Origin of the sequence: Teredinibacter turnerae T7901 (genome assembly GCF_000023025.1) — a bacterium.
Lineage (GTDB): Bacteria > Pseudomonadota > Gammaproteobacteria > Pseudomonadales > Cellvibrionaceae > Teredinibacter > Teredinibacter turnerae_B.
This window is the reverse complement of record NC_012997.1, coordinates 3,278,329-3,296,694: the sequence shown is the minus strand read 5'-3', so window position 1 is coordinate 3,296,694 and position 18,366 is coordinate 3,278,329. Positions and strand designations below refer to the sequence as shown.

Annotated in this window: 13 protein-coding genes; 2 read left to right on the top strand and 11 right to left on the bottom strand. The window is 52.5% G+C overall.

Going from position 1 to position 18,366, the window contains the following annotated elements:
• Positions 1-37 precede the first annotated feature (37 nt).
• The 6 genes from TERTU_RS12980 to TERTU_RS12955 form a co-directional block, all read right to left on the bottom strand.
• Complete coding sequence (locus TERTU_RS12980; RefSeq protein WP_228378153.1) at positions 38-988, bottom strand: transporter substrate-binding domain-containing protein; 951 nt, start codon at positions 986-988, stop codon at positions 38-40.
• A gap of 136 nt (positions 989-1,124) precedes the next feature.
• A complete protein-coding gene (locus tag TERTU_RS12975) occupies positions 1,125-2,435 on the bottom strand; it encodes a sensor histidine kinase (RefSeq protein ID WP_041590242.1) in 1,311 nt (436 codons plus the stop codon).
• Positions 2,422-3,090 carry a response regulator transcription factor gene (locus tag TERTU_RS12970; protein WP_015818215.1) on the bottom strand — a complete coding sequence of 223 codons (669 nt, stop codon included), beginning with the start codon at positions 3,088-3,090 and terminating at the stop codon, positions 2,422-2,424. Before TERTU_RS12970 ends, TERTU_RS12975 begins: the two co-directional genes overlap by 14 nt.
• Before the next feature lie 286 nt (positions 3,091-3,376).
• Positions 3,377-3,913, bottom strand: a complete 537-nt coding sequence (locus tag TERTU_RS12965; protein WP_015818225.1) for a rhodanese-like domain-containing protein — start codon at positions 3,911-3,913, stop codon at positions 3,377-3,379.
• 22 nt (positions 3,914-3,935) lie between these two features.
• Complete coding sequence (locus TERTU_RS12960) at positions 3,936-4,244, bottom strand: ArsR/SmtB family transcription factor (protein WP_015820134.1); 309 nt, start codon at positions 4,242-4,244, stop codon at positions 3,936-3,938.
• A gap of 119 nt (positions 4,245-4,363) precedes the next feature.
• Complete coding sequence (locus TERTU_RS12955) at positions 4,364-7,795, bottom strand: methyl-accepting chemotaxis protein (protein ID WP_015820574.1); 3,432 nt, start codon at positions 7,793-7,795, stop codon at positions 4,364-4,366.
• Positions 7,796-8,123: 328 nt separating this feature from the next.
• On the opposite strand from TERTU_RS12955, the gene TERTU_RS12950 reads away from it, so the two are divergent.
• The gene (locus TERTU_RS12950; RefSeq protein WP_015818987.1) at positions 8,124-9,146 is read left to right on the top strand and encodes a Gfo/Idh/MocA family protein; all 1,023 of its coding nucleotides are present in this window, start codon (positions 8,124-8,126) and stop codon (positions 9,144-9,146) included.
• Between the two features lie 131 nt (positions 9,147-9,277).
• Here the strand turns inward: TERTU_RS12950 and TERTU_RS12945 are convergent, their stop codons facing one another.
• The gene (locus TERTU_RS12945; RefSeq protein ID WP_015820655.1) at positions 9,278-10,069 is read right to left on the bottom strand and encodes a peptidylprolyl isomerase; all 792 of its coding nucleotides are present in this window, start codon (positions 10,067-10,069) and stop codon (positions 9,278-9,280) included.
• 179 nt (positions 10,070-10,248) lie between these two features.
• Between TERTU_RS12945 and glk the strand changes: the two genes are divergently transcribed.
• Entirely contained in the window at positions 10,249-11,208 is a 960-nt protein-coding gene (glk, locus tag TERTU_RS12940; RefSeq protein WP_015819474.1) for a glucokinase, read from the top strand.
• A gap of 155 nt (positions 11,209-11,363) precedes the next feature.
• Here glk and TERTU_RS12935 read toward each other — a convergent pair whose 3' ends face one another.
• From TERTU_RS12935 to TERTU_RS12920, 4 genes are all read right to left on the bottom strand, one after another.
• A complete protein-coding gene (locus tag TERTU_RS12935; protein ID WP_015818806.1) occupies positions 11,364-12,284 on the bottom strand; it encodes a type 2 periplasmic-binding domain-containing protein in 921 nt (306 codons plus the stop codon).
• 89 nt (positions 12,285-12,373) lie between these two features.
• Complete coding sequence (locus TERTU_RS12930; protein WP_015817250.1) at positions 12,374-15,475, bottom strand: error-prone DNA polymerase; 3,102 nt, start codon at positions 15,473-15,475, stop codon at positions 12,374-12,376.
• 232 nt (positions 15,476-15,707) lie between these two features.
• Positions 15,708-16,646 carry a hypothetical protein gene (locus tag TERTU_RS12925; RefSeq protein WP_018015808.1) on the bottom strand — a complete coding sequence of 313 codons (939 nt, stop codon included), beginning with the start codon at positions 16,644-16,646 and terminating at the stop codon, positions 15,708-15,710.
• A 152-nt stretch (positions 16,647-16,798) separates the two neighbouring features.
• Positions 16,799-18,340, bottom strand: a complete 1,542-nt coding sequence (locus TERTU_RS12920) for a Y-family DNA polymerase (protein WP_015818794.1) — start codon at positions 18,338-18,340, stop codon at positions 16,799-16,801.
• Between the last annotated feature and the right edge of the window lie 26 nt (positions 18,341-18,366).

Below are 18,366 nucleotides of genomic sequence, written 5' to 3'. Positions count from 1 at the left end.
ACACGCTTGCTGGATTCACGGGTAAGTTGCAGGGCTTTTACTTTTGCACCTGTGCTGCACGCCCATTGCGTACCTTTGCGTCGCTCAGCTCCCCGGGTGAAAACCAGAGCCGTTTGTCGCTGAGCGGTGTTTGCGGGGGCAAATGTTTGTTGGGAACCTTGAGTATGCGTCTGTCAGCGAGATTGGCCTTTAGAATTGGCTCACCATAGGTACGAAAGAACAACTCTTGAAACGACCCATCTGCAATGGCTTTTTCGAAGCCTCTCTCGAGTAGTTGCGCTAGTTCTTCATTGGTGCGGCTTACGTAAAAGTAAAATGCCGTAGGGTAGCGCAGTGCCAGCGTTTGCTCCATTACCAGCCCCGATGCCTCGGCCGATGGCAGCTCAGACCAGATTTCATAGATTCCACGAGGGAAAAAATCGATTCGCCCGTGGTCCAGCATTTTGAGGAGGTTGTCGCGATGGGGGGCGGTTTGCACAGTAAAACCGGCGTCTTGCAGGGTCAAGGTGTCTGGCCAGTCATTGCCCATACCTGCGACCAGCGACTCGAGCTGCGGCAGTGTTCTAATGTTCGCAAACCGTGATTGCGCATCGGAGCGAATCAATAACAACCGCCAACCACTCAAACCGCGATACACCGGGTAGCGAATTGGCCGCAACTCGCGCTCTTTTTGCGCATCTGTGTGGATGGCGACAATATTGAACAAATTGGAATCGAGGTATCGTGCGACGCGGCTCGCCGGTAGCGCGGGTATAGAAATTGGTGTAATCGTGAACGGGCGTCCGGTTTTTTCCAGGATTAGCCGGATCACCGCTTTGTGGTAGACATCGTGTTCGCTATAGACCGCATCGGAAGGAGCAATAGGGAGTTTTATATGGAGCGGCTCTTGTTGGCTGCCGTATACCGTACAGGACCAGAATAGAGCGACAGCCAGCCATCGCCAGTGCCGGAGGACGTGCGTAGTTAGGAGAGAAAAAGAATTAAACAAAGTACGCGGTCAGTTCCAATTCGGTTGCCTTCCCACTAGTTTAGTGAAAAAGATACCGATTCGGAAAATAAATTGCGCGCCAAAATGATGAATTGTGGCGCGTATTACAAAGTTCGGCGCGGTAAAGCGTTCTTGATCAGAGGCTTACCCGTGCCACAGCCTCCTCCTGACCGAGATGGAATTCGAATAGCCAGCCCTGTCGTTCAGTGATGGTTTTCACCAGCGCCAGGCCCAGGCCAAAGCTGCCGGTGGCGATCGCTTCTGCAATATCCTGGTTTTTATCAGTTGCACTGTAAGCGTGATGGGGGTTAATGACTTCCAGAGTGGAGGCATTGAGTGCGCGTATTTGAATTTCGCCATCGGTACAGTGCTGGAATGCATTGCGGATCAGATTATCCAACACAATATGCGCCAACGAGCTCTGTATATGGCGCGGCTCCAGCTGGTTGAGCTCCGTGCTGACCGTGACCTGCTTGCCGGCATTGAGGTTCTCGTTGGCTGCGACAATCTCTTCAACGAGGCGTCGCAGGTTGGTATTTTCGCTGGTTGGTGGCGCGTAGTCTTCTACTGCCAGCCACAAGATCGCCTCTGTGACCGACTTCATTGTGTCACCGGCGCGGCGTATCCGCTGCAGCAGGCAATCAATATTGTCGTTGCCTAACTTGCGTTTGTGTTCGAGAACATCCATCGCGTTGCGAATAATCGCGATTGGTGTGCGCAATTCATGGCTGGCGTTGCGCAAAAATTTACGTTCGCGTTCGTTGTACTGATGGATGCGCTGCAAGGCACTGTAGAGGCTGCCAGCCATTTGCCCAATTTCGTCTGCCTGGATGTCACGGGGTAAATCGTGCGGGGGGTTTTTCTGGTCCAGGTTTTCAATCCAGCGTGACAAACTGCTGATCGGGCGAAGAGAACGCGCAATTGTTGCGCGAAATACCACCAGCATGGCCACTACGAGGATGCCGCCAACGAACGCGAGTATTTTGAATTTGTGCCATACCTTGGCGGCTATCTCATCTGCCACGGTGATGTTGTAGTACACGAAAAACCGCTTATCAGTATTTGGCAGCGGAGAAATCAGCAAATGGTAGTGGGACTCCGCGCCTTCATTTTTCTGGAATCGATACAGTAGTCCTTCTTCTTTAGGGCTCCAGTTTTTCCATTTGCTGGGTGGAAACCAGCGGGTGACCTCTTCCGGCAGGTTCTCTTCACCAATGAATCCGCGAATAGAGCGGGTATGGGGCAGGGGGGCATTCGGGTCTTTCGCGTAAGCCTGCTGAAACAAATGAGCTTCCTGCCACACGATGCCGTGGGTCGCGTCGGCGAGACCCCATTCGTACAACATGGCTAGCATGGTGGTGTAGAAGGAAACCAATAAAATCGAGAATATGAGTACGATCTTACCAATTCGAGCGCGCAAAGAGGTTTGGCACTTAGGTGTTATCACGTAGCGCCACTCCGACACCGCGCAGGGTATGGATCAAAGGGTTTTCAAAGGGCTTGTCTACCAGCTTGCGCAGGGTGTACAGGTGAGATTTCAAGGCTTCAGAGTCGGGCGGGCTGTCTTTCCAGAGCACATTTTCCAGCTCAAACCTCGACAGTACACGTGGGCTCGCCTGAATTAGTGCGACCAGCAGTTTCCAGCAGGCCGGGGACAGGTCAATCAACTTGCCCTGGCGGGTCACTTGGTGATTATCCAGATTGACCTCCAGGTCTGCGACTTTAAGCGACGAGCCACTGGAAACTTTACGCTTGGTGATCGCACGCAGGCGAGCGGCGAGCTCAGGTAGGTCGAAAGGTTTTACCAGGTAGTCGTCCGCTCCAGCATCGAAACCGGCGAGTTTGTCATCGAGTGTGTCTCGAGCAGTCAACATAATGACCGGTGCGTTGTTGCCGTGCTCGCGCAGAGTTTTACATAAACTGAGCCCATCGATTCCAGGCATCATAATGTCCAGAATCATCGCATCGTAGGTGTTATCTCTACACAACTCCAGCGCGTGATCACCGCGTTCGGCATAGTCACAGTCGAAGTCTTGTAGCTCCAGGTAATCCAGTACACTGGCCGCGAGATCGCGATTGTCTTCCACGAGAAGCACTATCATTTTGGGTTCCTAACGGGGCAGTCAAAAAAGTTCGGCAGGTGGTGGTTTGCGGTCTTGCGCTTTCGGTCGACCGGAAAGCGTCACAAAATCAGGCACTGAGCTCCCAAAGGCGTCCACTTCATCTATACCAACCTGTTCGGTGGCGCAGTATAACTTAGAGCGAAGTGCCATTGTTTACCTGAGATTGACGTGATGCAGGAGAATTTGCCAAACGTAAAACCGGGGGCGAATAGCCCCCGGTTTGTGCTCACCTGTGAGTGCGCGGTAACCATCGAAATGATTGGAGCTAGGTATTCCACGGCATGCGCGCCAGCAGAAATGCCAGCCCGCAGCGGTCGGTAATACCGGCGAATATCAAGCCCGCACCCACTGCACCGGAAACAGCATAGAGTGCTGGATTGAGTGCATACCCCAGCGCGACACCGCTAACAATGACCAGGCCCGCGGCGATGCGCACCTGGCGCTCCAGTGGCAGGGTGTTGCGCTCGCCTCGGGTAACGGCACCGCCAGCGTTTTTGATGCCATTAAGCCCTCCGTCCACAATCACCCACTCAATGCCAGATAACTGGCCGAGCTGTCTCACGGCCATATCGGCGCGCATCCCACTCTGGCACAAAAGATAGACTTTACAGCTGTTCTCGGCCGCGACTTGTGCCCGCAAAGAGGCTTCGTCGAGCTGCTGTAGAGGAAGGCAAACACAGCCCCCGATGGATTCACGCTGGACTTCAGCGGGGCTACGAATATCAAGTACTACGGAATCACCCAGTTGGTTGGCGTTGTGAAGCGACAGAAAATTTGTCGCAGAGATACGTTGTGCGGTCATGCCCGAGCTCCCAGTGCATAGCTTAAAGTTCGTCGGGGCAGTAGATTGATTTGAGCGTCGCGATAAGCTTGAGTGCGTTTGTGCCCTGCAAGCGGTAATAGACTGTTTGCCCTTCTTTTCGAGTCGCGACCAAATCCGCTTCCCGCAAGCGCGCCAGGTGTTGTGAAAGCGCCGATTGGCTCAGTGGCACCATTTGGTTTAGCTCACCTACGGAAAGTTCTTTATCACCTAAACAGCAACAAACCATGAGTCGGCTTTCATTTCCGAGTTCTTTTAACAACGCCGCTGCGTTTTTGGCGTGCGCGGCTAGTGCTTCCTGTGGGTTTGTCACAGTTCCCCCTTTACAGTGATGCTGGTGAGAGTACATTAGGTTTAGCTAATTAAACAAGGGCTTAAATCAAAAAAAAGCCGGTGATGCCAAGCATAACCGGCTTTGGGATTCTGGTTAAGCTAGCTTTTGAAGAAAGCGACCATTTGGTCTAATTGATGCGCCATATCCGCCATGCTTTCACTGGTTGCGGAGGCTTGTTCGACAAGGGCTGCGTTTTGTTGCGTCATTTGGTCCATATGAGCGACGGCTGTGTTGACCTGCTCAATTCCGGTTGTTTGCTCGCGGGCAGAATTAAATATCTGCTCCATCATGTTGCCTACTTTTTCGATCTCTAGCACGATGGATTTTAATGTGGTGCCAGAAGCCTCCACCAGCGAAGTGCCATCTTCGACTTTTCGCACGGAGTCCTGAATCAGTTCTTTAATTTCTTTGGCCGCCGATGCTGAACGTTGCGCAAGGTTGCGGACTTCTCCAGCAACTACAGCGAAACCGCGCCCTTGTTCACCTGCACGTGCTGCTTCTACTGCGGCATTAAGTGCGAGTAGGTTGGTTTGGAAGGCTATTTCATCGATTACGCCAATAATATTGGCGATTTTAGAACTGGATTCTGAGATCTCGCGCATCGCGTCTGTTGTCGCCTGCACCGATGCGTTTCCTTCCCTGGCGATGTCCACCGAGCTGGCAGCAAGCTGATTTGCCTCGCGTGCGTTGGCTTCACTTGTTCGCACGATGTTGATCATTTCTTCCATGCTGGACGCGGTTTCCTCCAGCGACGAGGCTTGCTCTTCGGTGCGCTGGCTGAGGTCGGCATTGCCCATGGAAATTTCGTTCGTGCCGCGCGCAATGTTCGCCGACGCCTCGCCGATCTCGCTCATGACTTTGCGAAGTTTGTCCACTGTCGCGTTGGCGTCCTCTTTTAATTTGGCAAATTCACCCATGTAATTGCGGTCGATTTTCTGGCTTAAGTCTCCCTTCGCAAGCGCAGAAAAAATACGAATGATGTCTTCCAGAGCAATGTTGGTGGTTTTGAGCAGGCGGTTTAGTCCATCGCTGACTTTAAGGAAAAAGCCCTGCTTGTTGGCGACGCTGAGTGAGCGGCTGAAATCGCCCGACGCGGCAGCGGATATCAGTTCATCAATTTCATTTTCAACGGCGATTTCGGCGGTGCGATCGAGCCATTCCATGACGACCCCAATGCGATCGCCTACGCTATTGATAATAGGTGTTGAGGCGAGAGCAAAGGTGCGCTTGCCGGCGCTGATTTCCAAGCGCCGAGTCTCCGACGACTGCATCAACAGGGACTGGTGATTACGTAATTCATGGTGAAAACTGTCCATGCTCTTGCCCAGAATGTTTCCCGCCGCGAAACCTGGTGTTGTGGCGCGAAAATCAGATTCTGCTCTCCTTAAGGCATCTCCCAGGGCGCGGTTGGCGTAGATCACTTTGAATTCGCCATCGGCGATTAAGGTGCTGGTGGAGGAGTTGTCCAATGCCTGACGTATGCGCGCGTTTTCATCGGCGATTCGTTTATCTTCCTGCTCGCGGGCCAGGCGTTCGGTGATGTTGTCCCATTCGATAACGGAACCCAGGAACTCGCCTTGCTCGCCATGAATAGGCGTGGCGGACACATTAAACGTGAGCTTGCCAATGGGCAGGCTCAGTTTATGGCTGCCCTTGAGTTGACGCATCATGGTGCGCTGGTGATTGGCGGATTTATGAAACTGATCCGCATTGGCCCCCATTAATTTGTCAGCGTTAAAGCTTGGAATGACCTCGCGTATTTCTCCATTCGCTTCGCGCATCATGAGTTCCAGCGATTGGTTCATGTAAATAATTTTGAAATCTTCGTCGGCAATCATGACTGCTGTCGCTGAGACATCGAGTGCCTGCTTGATCACCAATGTGCGGGTTGCTTGCTCTTTAGCTTCTTGTGCAGCGGCAGCGGCCTTTTCGGCATTGGACTGCGCAATGGCTTGTTGTTCCAGTTGCGCGTTGTTGGCGTCGCGCACCTGTACCACCGCTTGATTGACACCTTTAACAATGGCACCCAACTGACCGGGAAATTGACCCTTAACCTGGCCTGAGAAATCACCAGACGCGAGACCTTTTAAAATGTCGCCGGTGCCGGTTAACGCAACAGATAAGTTGCGCAGCAGCGAATTAAACGCGCGGCTGGTGTCACCGACTTCATCACGGAAGGTGGTGGCCGCAGATTCGTAAAAGTTGCCATCGCGCTCAACTTGTTTAATGTGTTCACTCAGTTCGACGATTGGGCGGCTGATAAGTCGCGCAATTGAAACAGCCAGTAAAGAAATCAGCGTAGTAAATATCAAGGCGATTACGATTAGCGACCATTTCATTATCGTCACGCCGGAAAATGCCTCCGCTTTCCCCATTTCGGCGATGACTGCCCAGCGAAAATCATCAATTTGAAATACGCCAAACGACGAAAGTACCGAGTCGCCTTTAAAGTCGCGTGTCACTGCCTCACCAGATTCACCGCCGAAAGCCCTGCGTGTGGCTAAGGTATCTACCCGTCCGGATTCTGGGTTGCGAAACGAAACGGTTACTCCATGATTTGCTAAATCATGGACGGCATCAGACCTCATCAACAAGTCTTCTCCCACCAAATAGGCTTCACCTGTTTCTCCCATGCCGGCGCGCTCGGCCATTATTTCGTTGATCGGGTCTAGCGCCAGCTGAAAAATCAATACGCTGATGAGTTCGTTGTTGTAGTAAATGGGGGTACTGATAAACCCGGCTGGAGCATTGTAAGACGGCAGGTAACTACTGAAATCGGTAATTGATGATTCCCCAGGTTGCAAGTTCAGCGCCCGATTGAAGGCTCTTGCTAGCGAAGAATTTGCGTAGGGGCCACTTTTCAGCGATGTTGCGAAATCGAGTTCTTTAAATACGGAATAAACTACATTACCCGATTCCGGGTCTACCAGAAAAAAATCGTAAAAACCGAATTTCTCAAGATAGGCGCGAAAGCCGGCGTGGTACTTGGTGTGGGTACGATGGTAAACACTACGGCCTTCGACGGCATCAAGTTTGTTTTTTTCTCCAATGGGGTAGGGGTTGCGCACAATATACTCGTATTGCATAGCGATAGCTGCTGGAGACAACTGCTCAAGGAGTGCTTCGACGTCTGCCATTTTTCCATTGTTTTGCGAGCTGAACACGGAGTTAAAATCATTGCTGTAAAAGGTTTTTACGGCGGTCTTTCTCTCTTCCAATTCTGCCGGAGATAGGTCGTCTGAACTGATGACACGCTTAAATGAACGGGTGAAAGCCCCCGCAGCATTGATCAGCATCGGGCTTTCAGCAATGCTCAAAATAATATTGCGATTGTTTTGGAAATAGCGCTCCATCTCGTTAATTTTCATTTGGCGAATGGCGTGGAGCTTGTTAGTGGCCTCATCGTGGAGCTGGCTGTCTGCCACCATAGAGGCGAGAAGAGAGACAATAAGCATTGGCCCCAGCCCCACTAACAACAGGGTATAAATTTGCTTTTTCGCCAACGACAAATTCATGAACCAGTTTTTCATGCGAATTCCCTGTGAGTGGTCTCTTGTGACGAGGCGCAGGTGAGAACAGTACGCGCGATGGATATAAATGCGCGATTTTCATAACCAAAAGGATAGTGGATTGCTTGTAGCCGGTTAGATCTATGTGTTATAGCCGGTCTTATTCTCAACAGTGTTCGTCTTTCTAGTCGTCGTCGGACAGCGTTACAATACCGCACATAACACGGACGCGCGTGTGGTTATTCGCTTCGGCGATGGCGGGGAGTCACTCCCGTGGTGACAAAGCCCCAGCGTCTGTGTTGAAATTCGTGGCACTTTGATCGCCAAGGGTGGGCGATCAACCAGCCTAATGTTTTATTTTGGGGGACAAATGCAAACCACAAATAACAAGCTTCGCTGGGGTATTCTCAGCACCGCCAATATCGCGCGGGAGAAAGTGATTCCTGCTATTCAGGCCTCAGCGCATAACGAGGTCGTTGCAATCTGCTCGCGCAGCCAGTCTGTTGCCGAGCAGGCTGCGGCACAACTGAATATTCCCTTTGCGTTCGGCGACTATGAGCAGCTGCTCAACGCTGATCAGGTGGATATTATCTATAACCCGCTGCCTAACCATTTGCATGTGCCCTGGAGTATTCGCGCGCTCGAAGCTGGCAAGCATGTGTTGTGTGAAAAGCCGATTGGCCTGGATGTCGCAGATACGCAAAAACTGTTGGATGCGGCAGCGCAGTTTCCCCAGCTAAAAGTGATGGAGGCCTTTATGTACCGCTTCCACCCACAATGGGCGATCGCGAGGCAACTTATCGAAGAGGGACGCATTGGTAAAGTACACGGCATTGAGGCCATGTTTACCTATTTCAATCGCGATCCGGCAAATGTCCGCAACATGCCAGGCATCGGTGGTGGTGGTTTGCTGGATATTGGTTGCTATTGTATTTCTGCCAGTCGCTACTTATTGGCCAAAGAGCCAGTAGCGGTTACCGGTAAATTGGTGATGGACGACCAGTTCGGGGTCGATATTCACGCGCAGGGGCTGCTGGATTTTGGCGACGTGAGAGCCAGCTTCTATTGCTCCACTCAGAGCGAGCCTTCGCAGCGTGTTTATGTGAGCGGCGAGAAAGGCAGCCTGTTGATCGATTTTCCGTTCTACCAGCCGGATGATTGTCCGGCGCAGGTCACGCTGTTTAAAGATCGGGTTCCTGAAGTGTTTACCTTGCCAGTGTGTAACCATTACACCCTGCAGGCGGATGCATTGGCGCAGAGCATTCGTGAAGATACTCCCGTGCCGACGCCCTTGAGTGACGCGCTAGCCAATATGAAAGTGATCGATGCGGTGTTCGCGAGTGGCTCTGCAGGCGGTTGGGTAGAAGTCTAAAAGCGGGGCCAATCACAACAGGCCCTAGGTTAAACGCGGAGCTTATTCAGCAGGCTCCGCGTTACGTTCTACCTAGGGTCTATTTTTGCCCGGGGTCTGTGTAGCAGCGGCGCATTTTGCCTAGGATCTGTTTAGCGGCGGCGCAGCCAGCCGGCTGCCGCTAACATCGCCAGTATGGCCAAAGGCATGCTGCCACCACCGCCACCGCCGGATGAAGGCGCAGGGGTAGGCTGTGCGGTAATGAGGGTGTTTTTTGCTGGAGATAGGTCGCCGAGGGTATTGGTGGCCGCATCTGTTACCGTGATTGCATAGATGGTAATGAAGTTGTCGGCTTCCACCTCGACTCCGTTACTCGCGTCTTCGCTGGTGTAGTCCACCAAAGGGACTGTGGTGAATGAACCTCCCATGTTAAAGATGGTTTGGTCCGCCATCGCGTCCACAATATCCATCCCGTCATCTTTTACCTGGCCAAACACGGTGAAGCCGCCGTTTTGAAGGTCCAGGTTTGCGCTATTGTTGCCGAGGTTGAAGTACCACTGGTTGGTGGCGCTATCCGGATTACCCCCCAGCTTCGCCATCGCAATAGTTCCCCGCAGGTTGGAGTATTCGGGCTCGTTGACTACGGCTGGGCGGCTTTCTATGGACTCCAGCTTAGCTTCATCATTGAAGATAAAGCCACCGCCCTGGACAACGAAATTCGGCGCCAGACGATGGATTACCGAATCGGTGTACGCGCCATCTGAGACGTATTGCAGGAAGTTCTCTACGGTTTTGGGTGTGTTTTCATCAAACAGAATAACTTCAAAGTCACCCAGCGAGGTTTGAAATTGGACCGTTGTGGCGTTGGCAAAATTGCCTGCTGCCAGGGTGGCAGCCACAAAAAGGGCCTTTCGGCAGTAGCGCGTTAACACATTCATTTTCATTATGTTGTTTACCTTTGGTATGGCCGGATTCAGAGCAAACGGCCATTTTACCGACAATAACCGGTTTTGCGGGGTAAACATTTGTAATTTGTGGCGGAAGGTGGGTCGCTTGACGCGCTTTCTGCCAGCACCGAAAATGCCGTCTGTTGAACGCCCAATAGAATTTTAAGGATAAGCCTATGTTCCCTTCCATTGTTGCCGACATCGGCGGCACAAATGCTCGTTTCGCGTTGGTAACTGGTACAGAAAATGGCCAGTTTGTTATCGAAAATATTCAGATCCTCAATGGTGCTGAATACGAAGGCTTTGCTGACGCACTGCGGGCATACATGGATTCGCTCGGTTCACTCAAGCCCTTTTCTGCCTGTGTTGCCATCGCGGGCCCCATTGCTGGGGATAGCGTACAAATGACCAACCTGAGCTGGTCGTTTACCCAATCTGGCATCCGCAAAGCGTTCGGCTTCGAAAAATTTGCCGTGATTAACGATTTCGGCGCGCTTGCGGTGGCGACCAGCGCACTTAACCCCACCGATCTAGTTTCTGTTAAAGGCGGCTCAAGGAACCCGGAAGGCAACAAGGCTATTATGGGCCCAGGCACTGGACTCGGTGTGGCGGGGCTGGCGTATACCGGTTCTAACTGGCTGCCAATACCCAGCGAGGGGGGGCATGTGAATATTGCACCTGCATCCGCGCTGGAATGCGAGGTTATTAAAGCGGCTATCGCCACCCATGGCCACGTGTCTGCAGAAACGTTTATTTCGGGCCCAGGGCTGGTGAATTTATATCGCGCCCTGTGCGAGGTTAACGGTGTGTCTCCTCGCGAGCTGCAACCGAAAGATATCACCGCCGATGCGATGTCAGCTGCGGACCAAACCTGCGTGTATACGCTTAACCTGTTCTGTAGCTTTTTGGGTACGGTGGCGGGTAATCTGGCATTAACCTATGGCGCTAGCGGTGGCGTTTATCTGGCGGGAGGCATTTTGCCGAGGATGCTGGATTTTCTGAAAGACAGCGATTTTAAATCGCGCTTCTCCAATAAGGGGGTAATGTCTCACTACGTGGATGATATTCCCGTGGATATTATCGCCCATCCACAAACCGCATTTTTGGGTGCTGCAACCTGGCTCGCACAGCTGTAGTTTACCGATTTTGCCAGTGCCTGCACTGAGCTGGTACCTGCATCGATCCAGTGCTTGTATTGCGCCACTGCTTGTATTGAGCCAGTGCTTGCATTGAATAGTCCAAAGATGTTTTTCCTGAACTCTTTGGTGCTCAACCTGTGCTGCTCAACGTGTTATTCCGCTAATGTTCCTGTTCGATGATGGGTTGCAAATGGGGCATGCCGGGCGGGGCTGGAGTTGAGCAGTAAATGTGGCCGAGCCAGAGGACTGGTTTTGGCAACATAGGGGTTGCGCAGCAGGATAAGCTTTTTATGCTGCTGCAGCTCGCTGATGACAGTGGCAAATTGCTGCCTGAAAAACTGATCAAAACGCCCATTCGCCTCCAGTTTTTTAAGCCCTTTCATTACCCGTTTTGCCAGTTCGGGATATGTGGGGCTCACCTGATAAACCACCGGGAACGGGTAGTACAGCAGTAAGTCCTGGTCGATAACGATATTCGGGTGCAGATCTTTTTGTGCCTCTACCGCTTGCACAATTTCGTGCGCTCCCAACAACAAGTAATCGAAGCGACCGCGGTCCAGCATTTCGAATAGACTTTTGTATTCGCCAGAAGCGTTTACCTGTATCCCGTTGTGCTGCAAGATGGCTACATCCAGCCAGCCGCGCCCCTGACCTGCGACAAAACGTGATAACCCGGCAACACTGTTAACCGAGGAAAAGTCATTCTGTCGTGATTTTAGAATCGCCAGTCTTCGATACCCTAACAGCCCCTGCAGGATCGGAAAGTCTACTTCCAGCAAATGGGTGTACATATTCTGATTGTCTGGCCGCGATGCACTCACATAAATATTCACCACTATGCCCTCGCCGAGTAGCCGGCGGCCGCGGTTTACGCCCAGTACATCGGCCACCAATTCCAGTTGATATTCGCCATACTCCTCGACGGTTTCGTCGAGAGCCATGGCGAGCAATTGTGCATCGTAGGTGTCGCGCCCTGGTCCCCCTGCCCAAAATTTGACAAGGTCTTTGCCATTGGCGGTGGGTATCGCAAAAAGCAGGCAGGCGGCGAAGCTGCGAATCAGAATGGACAGCATTGTGTGATTTGCTTTGGTCATGATCTTTGAGTTTAGCGGAATGCGATTTGGCTCGCACTTTCACTGCTCGTATCACAGGTGCAACGAAACTAGTGGAAGTCGCGAGATCTCAGGGCCAGCGATTCCAGGCGGTCAGAATAATCCAGCAACTGGCCCGCGACGACGTGAATCACGGGCGTCGCGTCAGTGGTAGCTGTGGGTGTGCTGCGCTCGAGGTGGCCCTTCACGATGAGCAATTTGCTGGTGAGCAACGCTTTGCGGTAGCGTTCCTGTGTACTTTTCCATACCACTACATTGATATTGCCGGTTTCATCTTCCAGGGTGAGAAACAAGGTGCCTTTGGCAGTACCCGGCCGTTGACGCCCGGTTACCAGGCCAGCCACCTGGACAAAGCGCCCGTGCGATAAACCAGAGAGTTGGCGCTGTTGTTTGCAGCGGCTAAAGGGGTATTCCTGGCGCAAAATGCCCATGGGGTGCACCCGCAACGACAATCCCGTGGTGTTGTAATCGCTGGTGAGGTCTTTTTCCAGGCTCGGTGGCGCGGTTAGCAGGGCGTCACCCGGCGGCGGTTCATCGTCGAACAAGCCTGCCTGGGCTTCCACCGAGGCGGCCTGCCAATGGGCCAAATGGCGGTTGCCTGCGAGAGAGTGAAGCGCGTCGGCGGCGGCGAGTTTTTGCAAATCGGCGCGGCTGAGTCCACTGCGCCGGGCAAGTTGCTGAATATCCCGGTAGGGCTGCTGGGCGCGATTATCCGCAATGCGCTGCGCGGCTTCGCTATCCAGCCCTTTAATTCGCGTGAAACCCAGGCGTATGGCCCAGGGTGTTCGGTAGCTGTTTGCGGGTTCCAGGGCAGATTCTGCTTCGCTGTGGTTCACATCCACCGGGAGTACTGGAATACCGTGACGACGGGCATCCTGTATTAATTGCGACGGCGAATAGAAGCCCATTGGCTGGCTGTTGAGCAGGGCACAGTAAAACGCGGCCGGGTGGTGGCATTTCAGCCAAGACGAGGCGTAACAGAGAATGGCAAAGCTGGCAGAGTGGGATTCGGGAAAACCGTAGCCGCCAAACCCTTTGATTTGCTCAAACAGGCGATGGGCAAAATCCAGTTCGTACCCGTTATTCAGCATGCCTTGAATAAAGGTTTCCTCAAACTGCAGAAGGTTGCCGTTTTTACCCCAGCTGGCCATGGCGCGCCGCAAGCGATCGGCCTCGCCGCCACTGAAGCCGGCGGCAACCATCGCCAGGCGGATCGCCTGCTCCTGAAAAATAGGAACGCCCAGGGTGGGCTTGAGTACATCTGCAATATCTGGGCTCTGGTAGCTAACAGGTTCGAGGCCGTCGCGGCGGCGCAGGTAGGGGTGCACCATGTCCCCTTGAATGGGGCCGGGGCGCACAATGGCGATTTCGATCACCAGATCGTAAAACGTGCGTGGCCGCAGGCGGGGCAGCATCGACATTTGGGCGCGGGACTCAATCTGAAATACGCCTACGGTATCGGCGGCACAGAGCATATCGTAAGTGTGCGGGTCTTCCGGGGGGATATCTGCCAGGCTGGCAATGGCCGGTTCGTAGCGGTTCACCATCGCCAGGGTTTTGCGCAGGGCGGTGAGCATGCCCAGCGCCAGGATGTCCACTTTTAACAGGCCCATCGCTTCCAGGTCTTCCTTATCCCACTGAATAACGGTGCGTCCTGGCATGCTGGCGTTTTCCACGGGCACCAGGTCACTGACTTTATCCTGAGTTATCACAAAGCCGCCCACATGCTGCGATAAATGGCGGGGAAAGCCAATGATCTGCTGTACCAGAGCGAAAAACTGCTGCACCAGCTGACGTTCTGTTTGTACCCCGGCGGCCTCAATACGCTTTACCAGATCGCCTGTTCTGTCCCACCAGGCGAGAGATTTTGCCAGGTGGTCGACCAATGCCGGGTCTAATCCAAGGGCTTTACCGACATCGCGAATAGCACTGCGTGAGCGATAGCTGATAACCGTCGCAGCCAGGGCTGCGCGCTGACGGGAATACTTGGTGTAGATATATTGAATAACGTCTTCGCGCCGCTGGTGCTCAAAGTCCACATCAATATCGGGTGGTTCATCGCGCTCTTTGGAAATAAAACGTTCGAATAAAACATTGATCTGCCCTGGCGCGATTTCGGTAATAAACAGGCAATAGCACACTACAGAGTTAGCTGCAGAGCCACGCCCCTGGCACAAAATATTCTGTTGTCTGGCGAAAGCGACAATGTCGTAGACCGTTAAAAAATAATATTCGTAGTGGAGTTCTTCGATCAGCGCCAGCTCTTTGGCCAGAATGGCTTCTGCCTGAGCGGGTACCCCACCTGGCCAGCGCCTGGCTTTGCCGCTATCGACGAGTGCGCGTAAATGCGCGATTGGACTGAGACCTTTGGGTACCAGTTCTTGTGGGTACTGGTATTTGAGTTCATTCAGCGAGAAGTTGCAGCGCTCGGCTATGAGCAGGGTTTGCTTTATTAGCCCTGGAGGATAGAGATAAAACACTTCATCAATGGCCTTCAGGTAATTTTCGCCGTTACTTTGCAAACGGGTGCCGAGCTGGCTTACCGAGGTGTTGTGATTGATGGCAGTGAGAACATCCTGCAGGGGCTTGCGCTCTGCGCTGTGCATGAGCGCCAGATGGCTCGCGACCATGGGAAGCTGGTAGGTTGCAGCCAGATTTTGCCACTGTTGAAACAGGCGCTGTTCTCCGCCGGCCAACTGGTGACCAACACCCAGCCAGAGGCGCTGTTTAAAGGCGGCAGAGAAAATACGGGCATTGTCTTCAGTGGCGGTATTGGCGGTTGGCAGCCATATAATCAAACAGGTTTGCAGGCGAAAACGCAGGTCATCCATATGGGCGGTGTACTCGCCCTTGTCTGCACGGCGGCGGGCGAGGGTAATAAAACCGGAAAGCTCCGCATATGCTGCCCGATCAGGCGCCAGAGCAATGAGCTCGCAGTTGTTGGACAGCTTAAAATAACTGCCAACAATAAGTTTAATACCACACTCTTCAGCCATAACATGGGCTTTAACTGCGCCCGCGAGAGAGCATTCGTCGGTGAGTGCGATGGCGTCGTAGCCCAGGCGATATGCCTGCTCAACCATTTCGGCCGGGTGCGAGGCGCCGCGCAGAAACGTGAAATTGCTGAAGGTGAAAAGGTGTGCGTAAGCCATGCGTCAAGTATGCTGTTTAAATATACAGTTATCTATCGCAGGTGCACATCATCGACGGGAGGGTTTGAAGGCCAATTGGGGACGGTTTACTGTGTTGCTTTTTGGCCACAAGATTGGGGTAATGCATGGCCTGCTGGCCAAACCGGCGCAAACTGACAAATTTGAACAGATCTGTATAGTTTGCGCGGCTTGACTTGACTGCGGTGATTTAACAGGCCCTAAACCCTATTGCTTAGTACGAGCTGATTAACTCTGGATTATTGAGTATTTTTTCAATATTTGCATCTGAGTCATCAACAAACTGCTGTGATTCCACCAGAGCTTCCTGAGCGGATTTTTTATCGATGGCGATCAACCAGTTATAACTTGCGCGGTGGAGCCGTGTCGCAGCCTGGTAGCGGTAGTTTTGTTGCTCTACCTGTGCCAGGTTGTGCGCTTTATTGAGAATGTCGGCGCTGCTGTCGGCGGCTTTTTTCCAGGCGTGCGCCGACATTTTGTGGCGAATACCCTTGGCGTAGCCGTAGCCAGCATGTTCGTAGATATTCCCTGCCGCTTGCAGCAGGGCAATGGCCGTGCTGTTTGCGTTTTCGCTGTCTGCGCTGTCCAGTAGTTTGTTGCCCATACTGGCGAGCTTGTCACTGACAGCTTCGGTATCTTCTGCGAAGTTGCGCCAGGACTGCTCTGTTTTTGCCCGGTTACCGCTGTCCTCCAAAATCGACACCATATTTTTTTGCAAATCGAACAGGGTATCCAGGTTAGCTTGTACGCGGTTAATCCGCTGTTGGGCGGGAGAATATTTTTGTTGCTTGATGTAACGCTCGGTTATTTCAATGTCCTGGTGCATTGACCAGTATATTGCTGCAAACTTATTGTTCAGCGTGCTAACAGAGTTGCTTTGTTCGACACTGGTACGGCTGAGATCCAGCGATAGCGCTACGCGATTTGCGGCCGGGCCATGTACCGAGCAGTATCCCAAAACCTTGCCTTGTTTGTCCCGGCAGGTGGCTTGTAAATTCTGTTGTTTGATTCTGCACACGTCTTGCCACGCTGTGGACGGCAGTTTTGTGCAGTCGCAGTTAATGGTTTCGCAATTCAGTGTTTCGGCCCGAATGGATTGCGATAAGGTAATTGCCAATATTGCAGCGGGTAATGCGGCCAGTAATTTCTTCATAATTAAATGCCCCGAAGTTTCGTTGCACATCTTGTCTGGTCGTTCCCCCTAAGTTTACGTGCCCTTGTTGATACAGCAATGTGTCACGGGTATATCTTTTTTTCAGTAGCGGTTTTCTACTCATAACCAAAGCGATGTTTGCTGTCTATTTATCAGGAAAAAATACCCTGCACCAACCACTGGCGGTGGTGTAAATCGTAAAAAATCCACAATCGCAGGCCGTCTTCTCTGGCGGCAATAAAATAATCCCGCGCTGTTTGTTGCTGCCACCAATTGCCCTCAATACGTTCTGGCCCCTGCAGTAATGTGATGGTTCCTCGCCAGTGCAGGCGCTGCTGTTTTTCCTGAATCGTCTGAGGTTTATCAAACAGCCAACTGGGGCGTGGAGCGTGCGGTAAATAGGAGGTAGATGTTCCCTGTTCCAAAGGCGCTTTCGCACTGCTCAGCTCTGGAATATGGGTGTCTTTATATGCGACTTTAAACAGCGCCTGGTCTCCCAGGCGGGCCTTTAATTTTGCGGTCACGATGGCAAAATCGTGAGCCATTTCCCGGGCGTTGCTCTCGTGTTGAGTAAACCCCAGCGGGTCTGTGTTCGGTGTATGTTTGAAGGTGTCACGGCAGATCAGTTCTACAGTGTCTACCTCAAAACTCAGTGACTGAGTTTCCAGCTGAATGCGGCTTAGCTCAAGCAGTAGCGCTGCGTCGTTCTGGGCGTGGCTGCTGTGTACCTTGAATGTTTGTTTGTTGTGATAAATATCGAACAGTAGCCACTCAACTTTCTGACACTGTAACTGCTGGTTGTTGAGATAGCGCTGCAAGTTATTCAGCAAATATTCCATGGGTTGCAGCAATTGCTCAACGGTTTGCAAGGGATAGTCGAACTGAATGCTGTCGTAAAAAAACTGCTCCGGCTGGTACTGTGGCAAGGGTGTCGCGAACAGGCGTGTTTGCTGCAAACTGTGCTCAATACCCAGCACCTGGCTAAGAAGGCCGCAGAACTCGCCGCCCCAACGGCGGCGGAGGCTGGATGTGTTTTGGTTGCCAATTTGCCGGGTTAAATCCGCTATCGTATTAAATCCGGATTTTTCCAGGTCATCGATTCGATTTTGCAGTTGTGTGTAAGGCAGTTGCGCACAGTGGCACTCACCTAGCTGACGCACCGGCATAACGTCCAGTTGCGCAATAAATTGCGACTGGGTGTAGTGTTGAATGGGTTGTGGTGTTGGCGACCAGCTCAGCAGCCAGGCACATAAATCGGTGTGACCCAAACCGAGCGCTAATTCGTACCCTGTGTCTGCGAGATTCTCCTTCAATTGCTCGACCAGTGTTGTCAGGCCTTTAAATAACGCCAGACTGCGGGATATTTCCGCCAAAATACCGGCTTGTAAGTGGGCTGCCGGTTGCAGAGGCGTCAGGTGCGGAGTAAACATATACAGGCGATCAGCAAGGGCGTTAAGCGCGGTTGTTTCCAATGCGAAGTCGCGCTCAACCTGCTGATGTTGACCGAGCAGTTGTGCGGTGGCTGCGGGCATGCCAGCACGGATACCATCGGCAACTGCCGGTTTTGACGCACACAGAACCCGCTGTTTTTGCGTTATCAGCGCGTGGTCAGTCTGGTGTTTAAAACCAAACACTTCCAGAGGCAGACAGGGAAGGCGAACCGCCAACCATAGACTTTTTGACGATAGGGCCATGGGCGTCACCGAACAGTTTCAGGTAT

Bases quoted from the DNA above. Each gene is read 5' to 3' on its own strand.
- TERTU_RS12970 (WP_015818215.1), bottom strand. From the start codon at position 3,090: ATGATAGTGCTTCTCGTGGAAGACAATCGCGATCTCGCGGCCAGTGTA.
- TERTU_RS12965 (WP_015818225.1), bottom strand. From the start codon at position 3,913: ATGACCGCACAACGTATCTCTGCGACAAATTTTCTGTCGCTTCACAAC.
- TERTU_RS12955 (WP_015820574.1), bottom strand. From the start codon at position 7,795: ATGAAAAACTGGTTCATGAATTTGTCGTTGGCGAAAAAGCAAATTTAT.
- TERTU_RS12950 (WP_015818987.1), top strand. From the start codon at position 8,124: ATGTTTTATTTTGGGGGACAAATGCAAACCACAAATAACAAGCTTCGC.
- TERTU_RS12945 (WP_015820655.1), bottom strand. From the start codon at position 10,069: ATGAAAATGAATGTGTTAACGCGCTACTGCCGAAAGGCCCTTTTTGTG.
- glk (WP_015819474.1), top strand. From the start codon at position 10,249: ATGTTCCCTTCCATTGTTGCCGACATCGGCGGCACAAATGCTCGTTTC.
- TERTU_RS12935 (WP_015818806.1), bottom strand. From the start codon at position 12,284: ATGCTGTCCATTCTGATTCGCAGCTTCGCCGCCTGCCTGCTTTTTGCG.
- TERTU_RS12930 (WP_015817250.1), bottom strand. From the start codon at position 15,475: ATGGCTTACGCACACCTTTTCACCTTCAGCAATTTCACGTTTCTGCGC.
- TERTU_RS12925 (WP_018015808.1), bottom strand. From the start codon at position 16,646: ATGAAGAAATTACTGGCCGCATTACCCGCTGCAATATTGGCAATTACC.
- TERTU_RS12920 (WP_015818794.1), bottom strand. From the start codon at position 18,340: ATGGCCCTATCGTCAAAAAGTCTATGGTTGGCGGTTCGCCTTCCCTGT.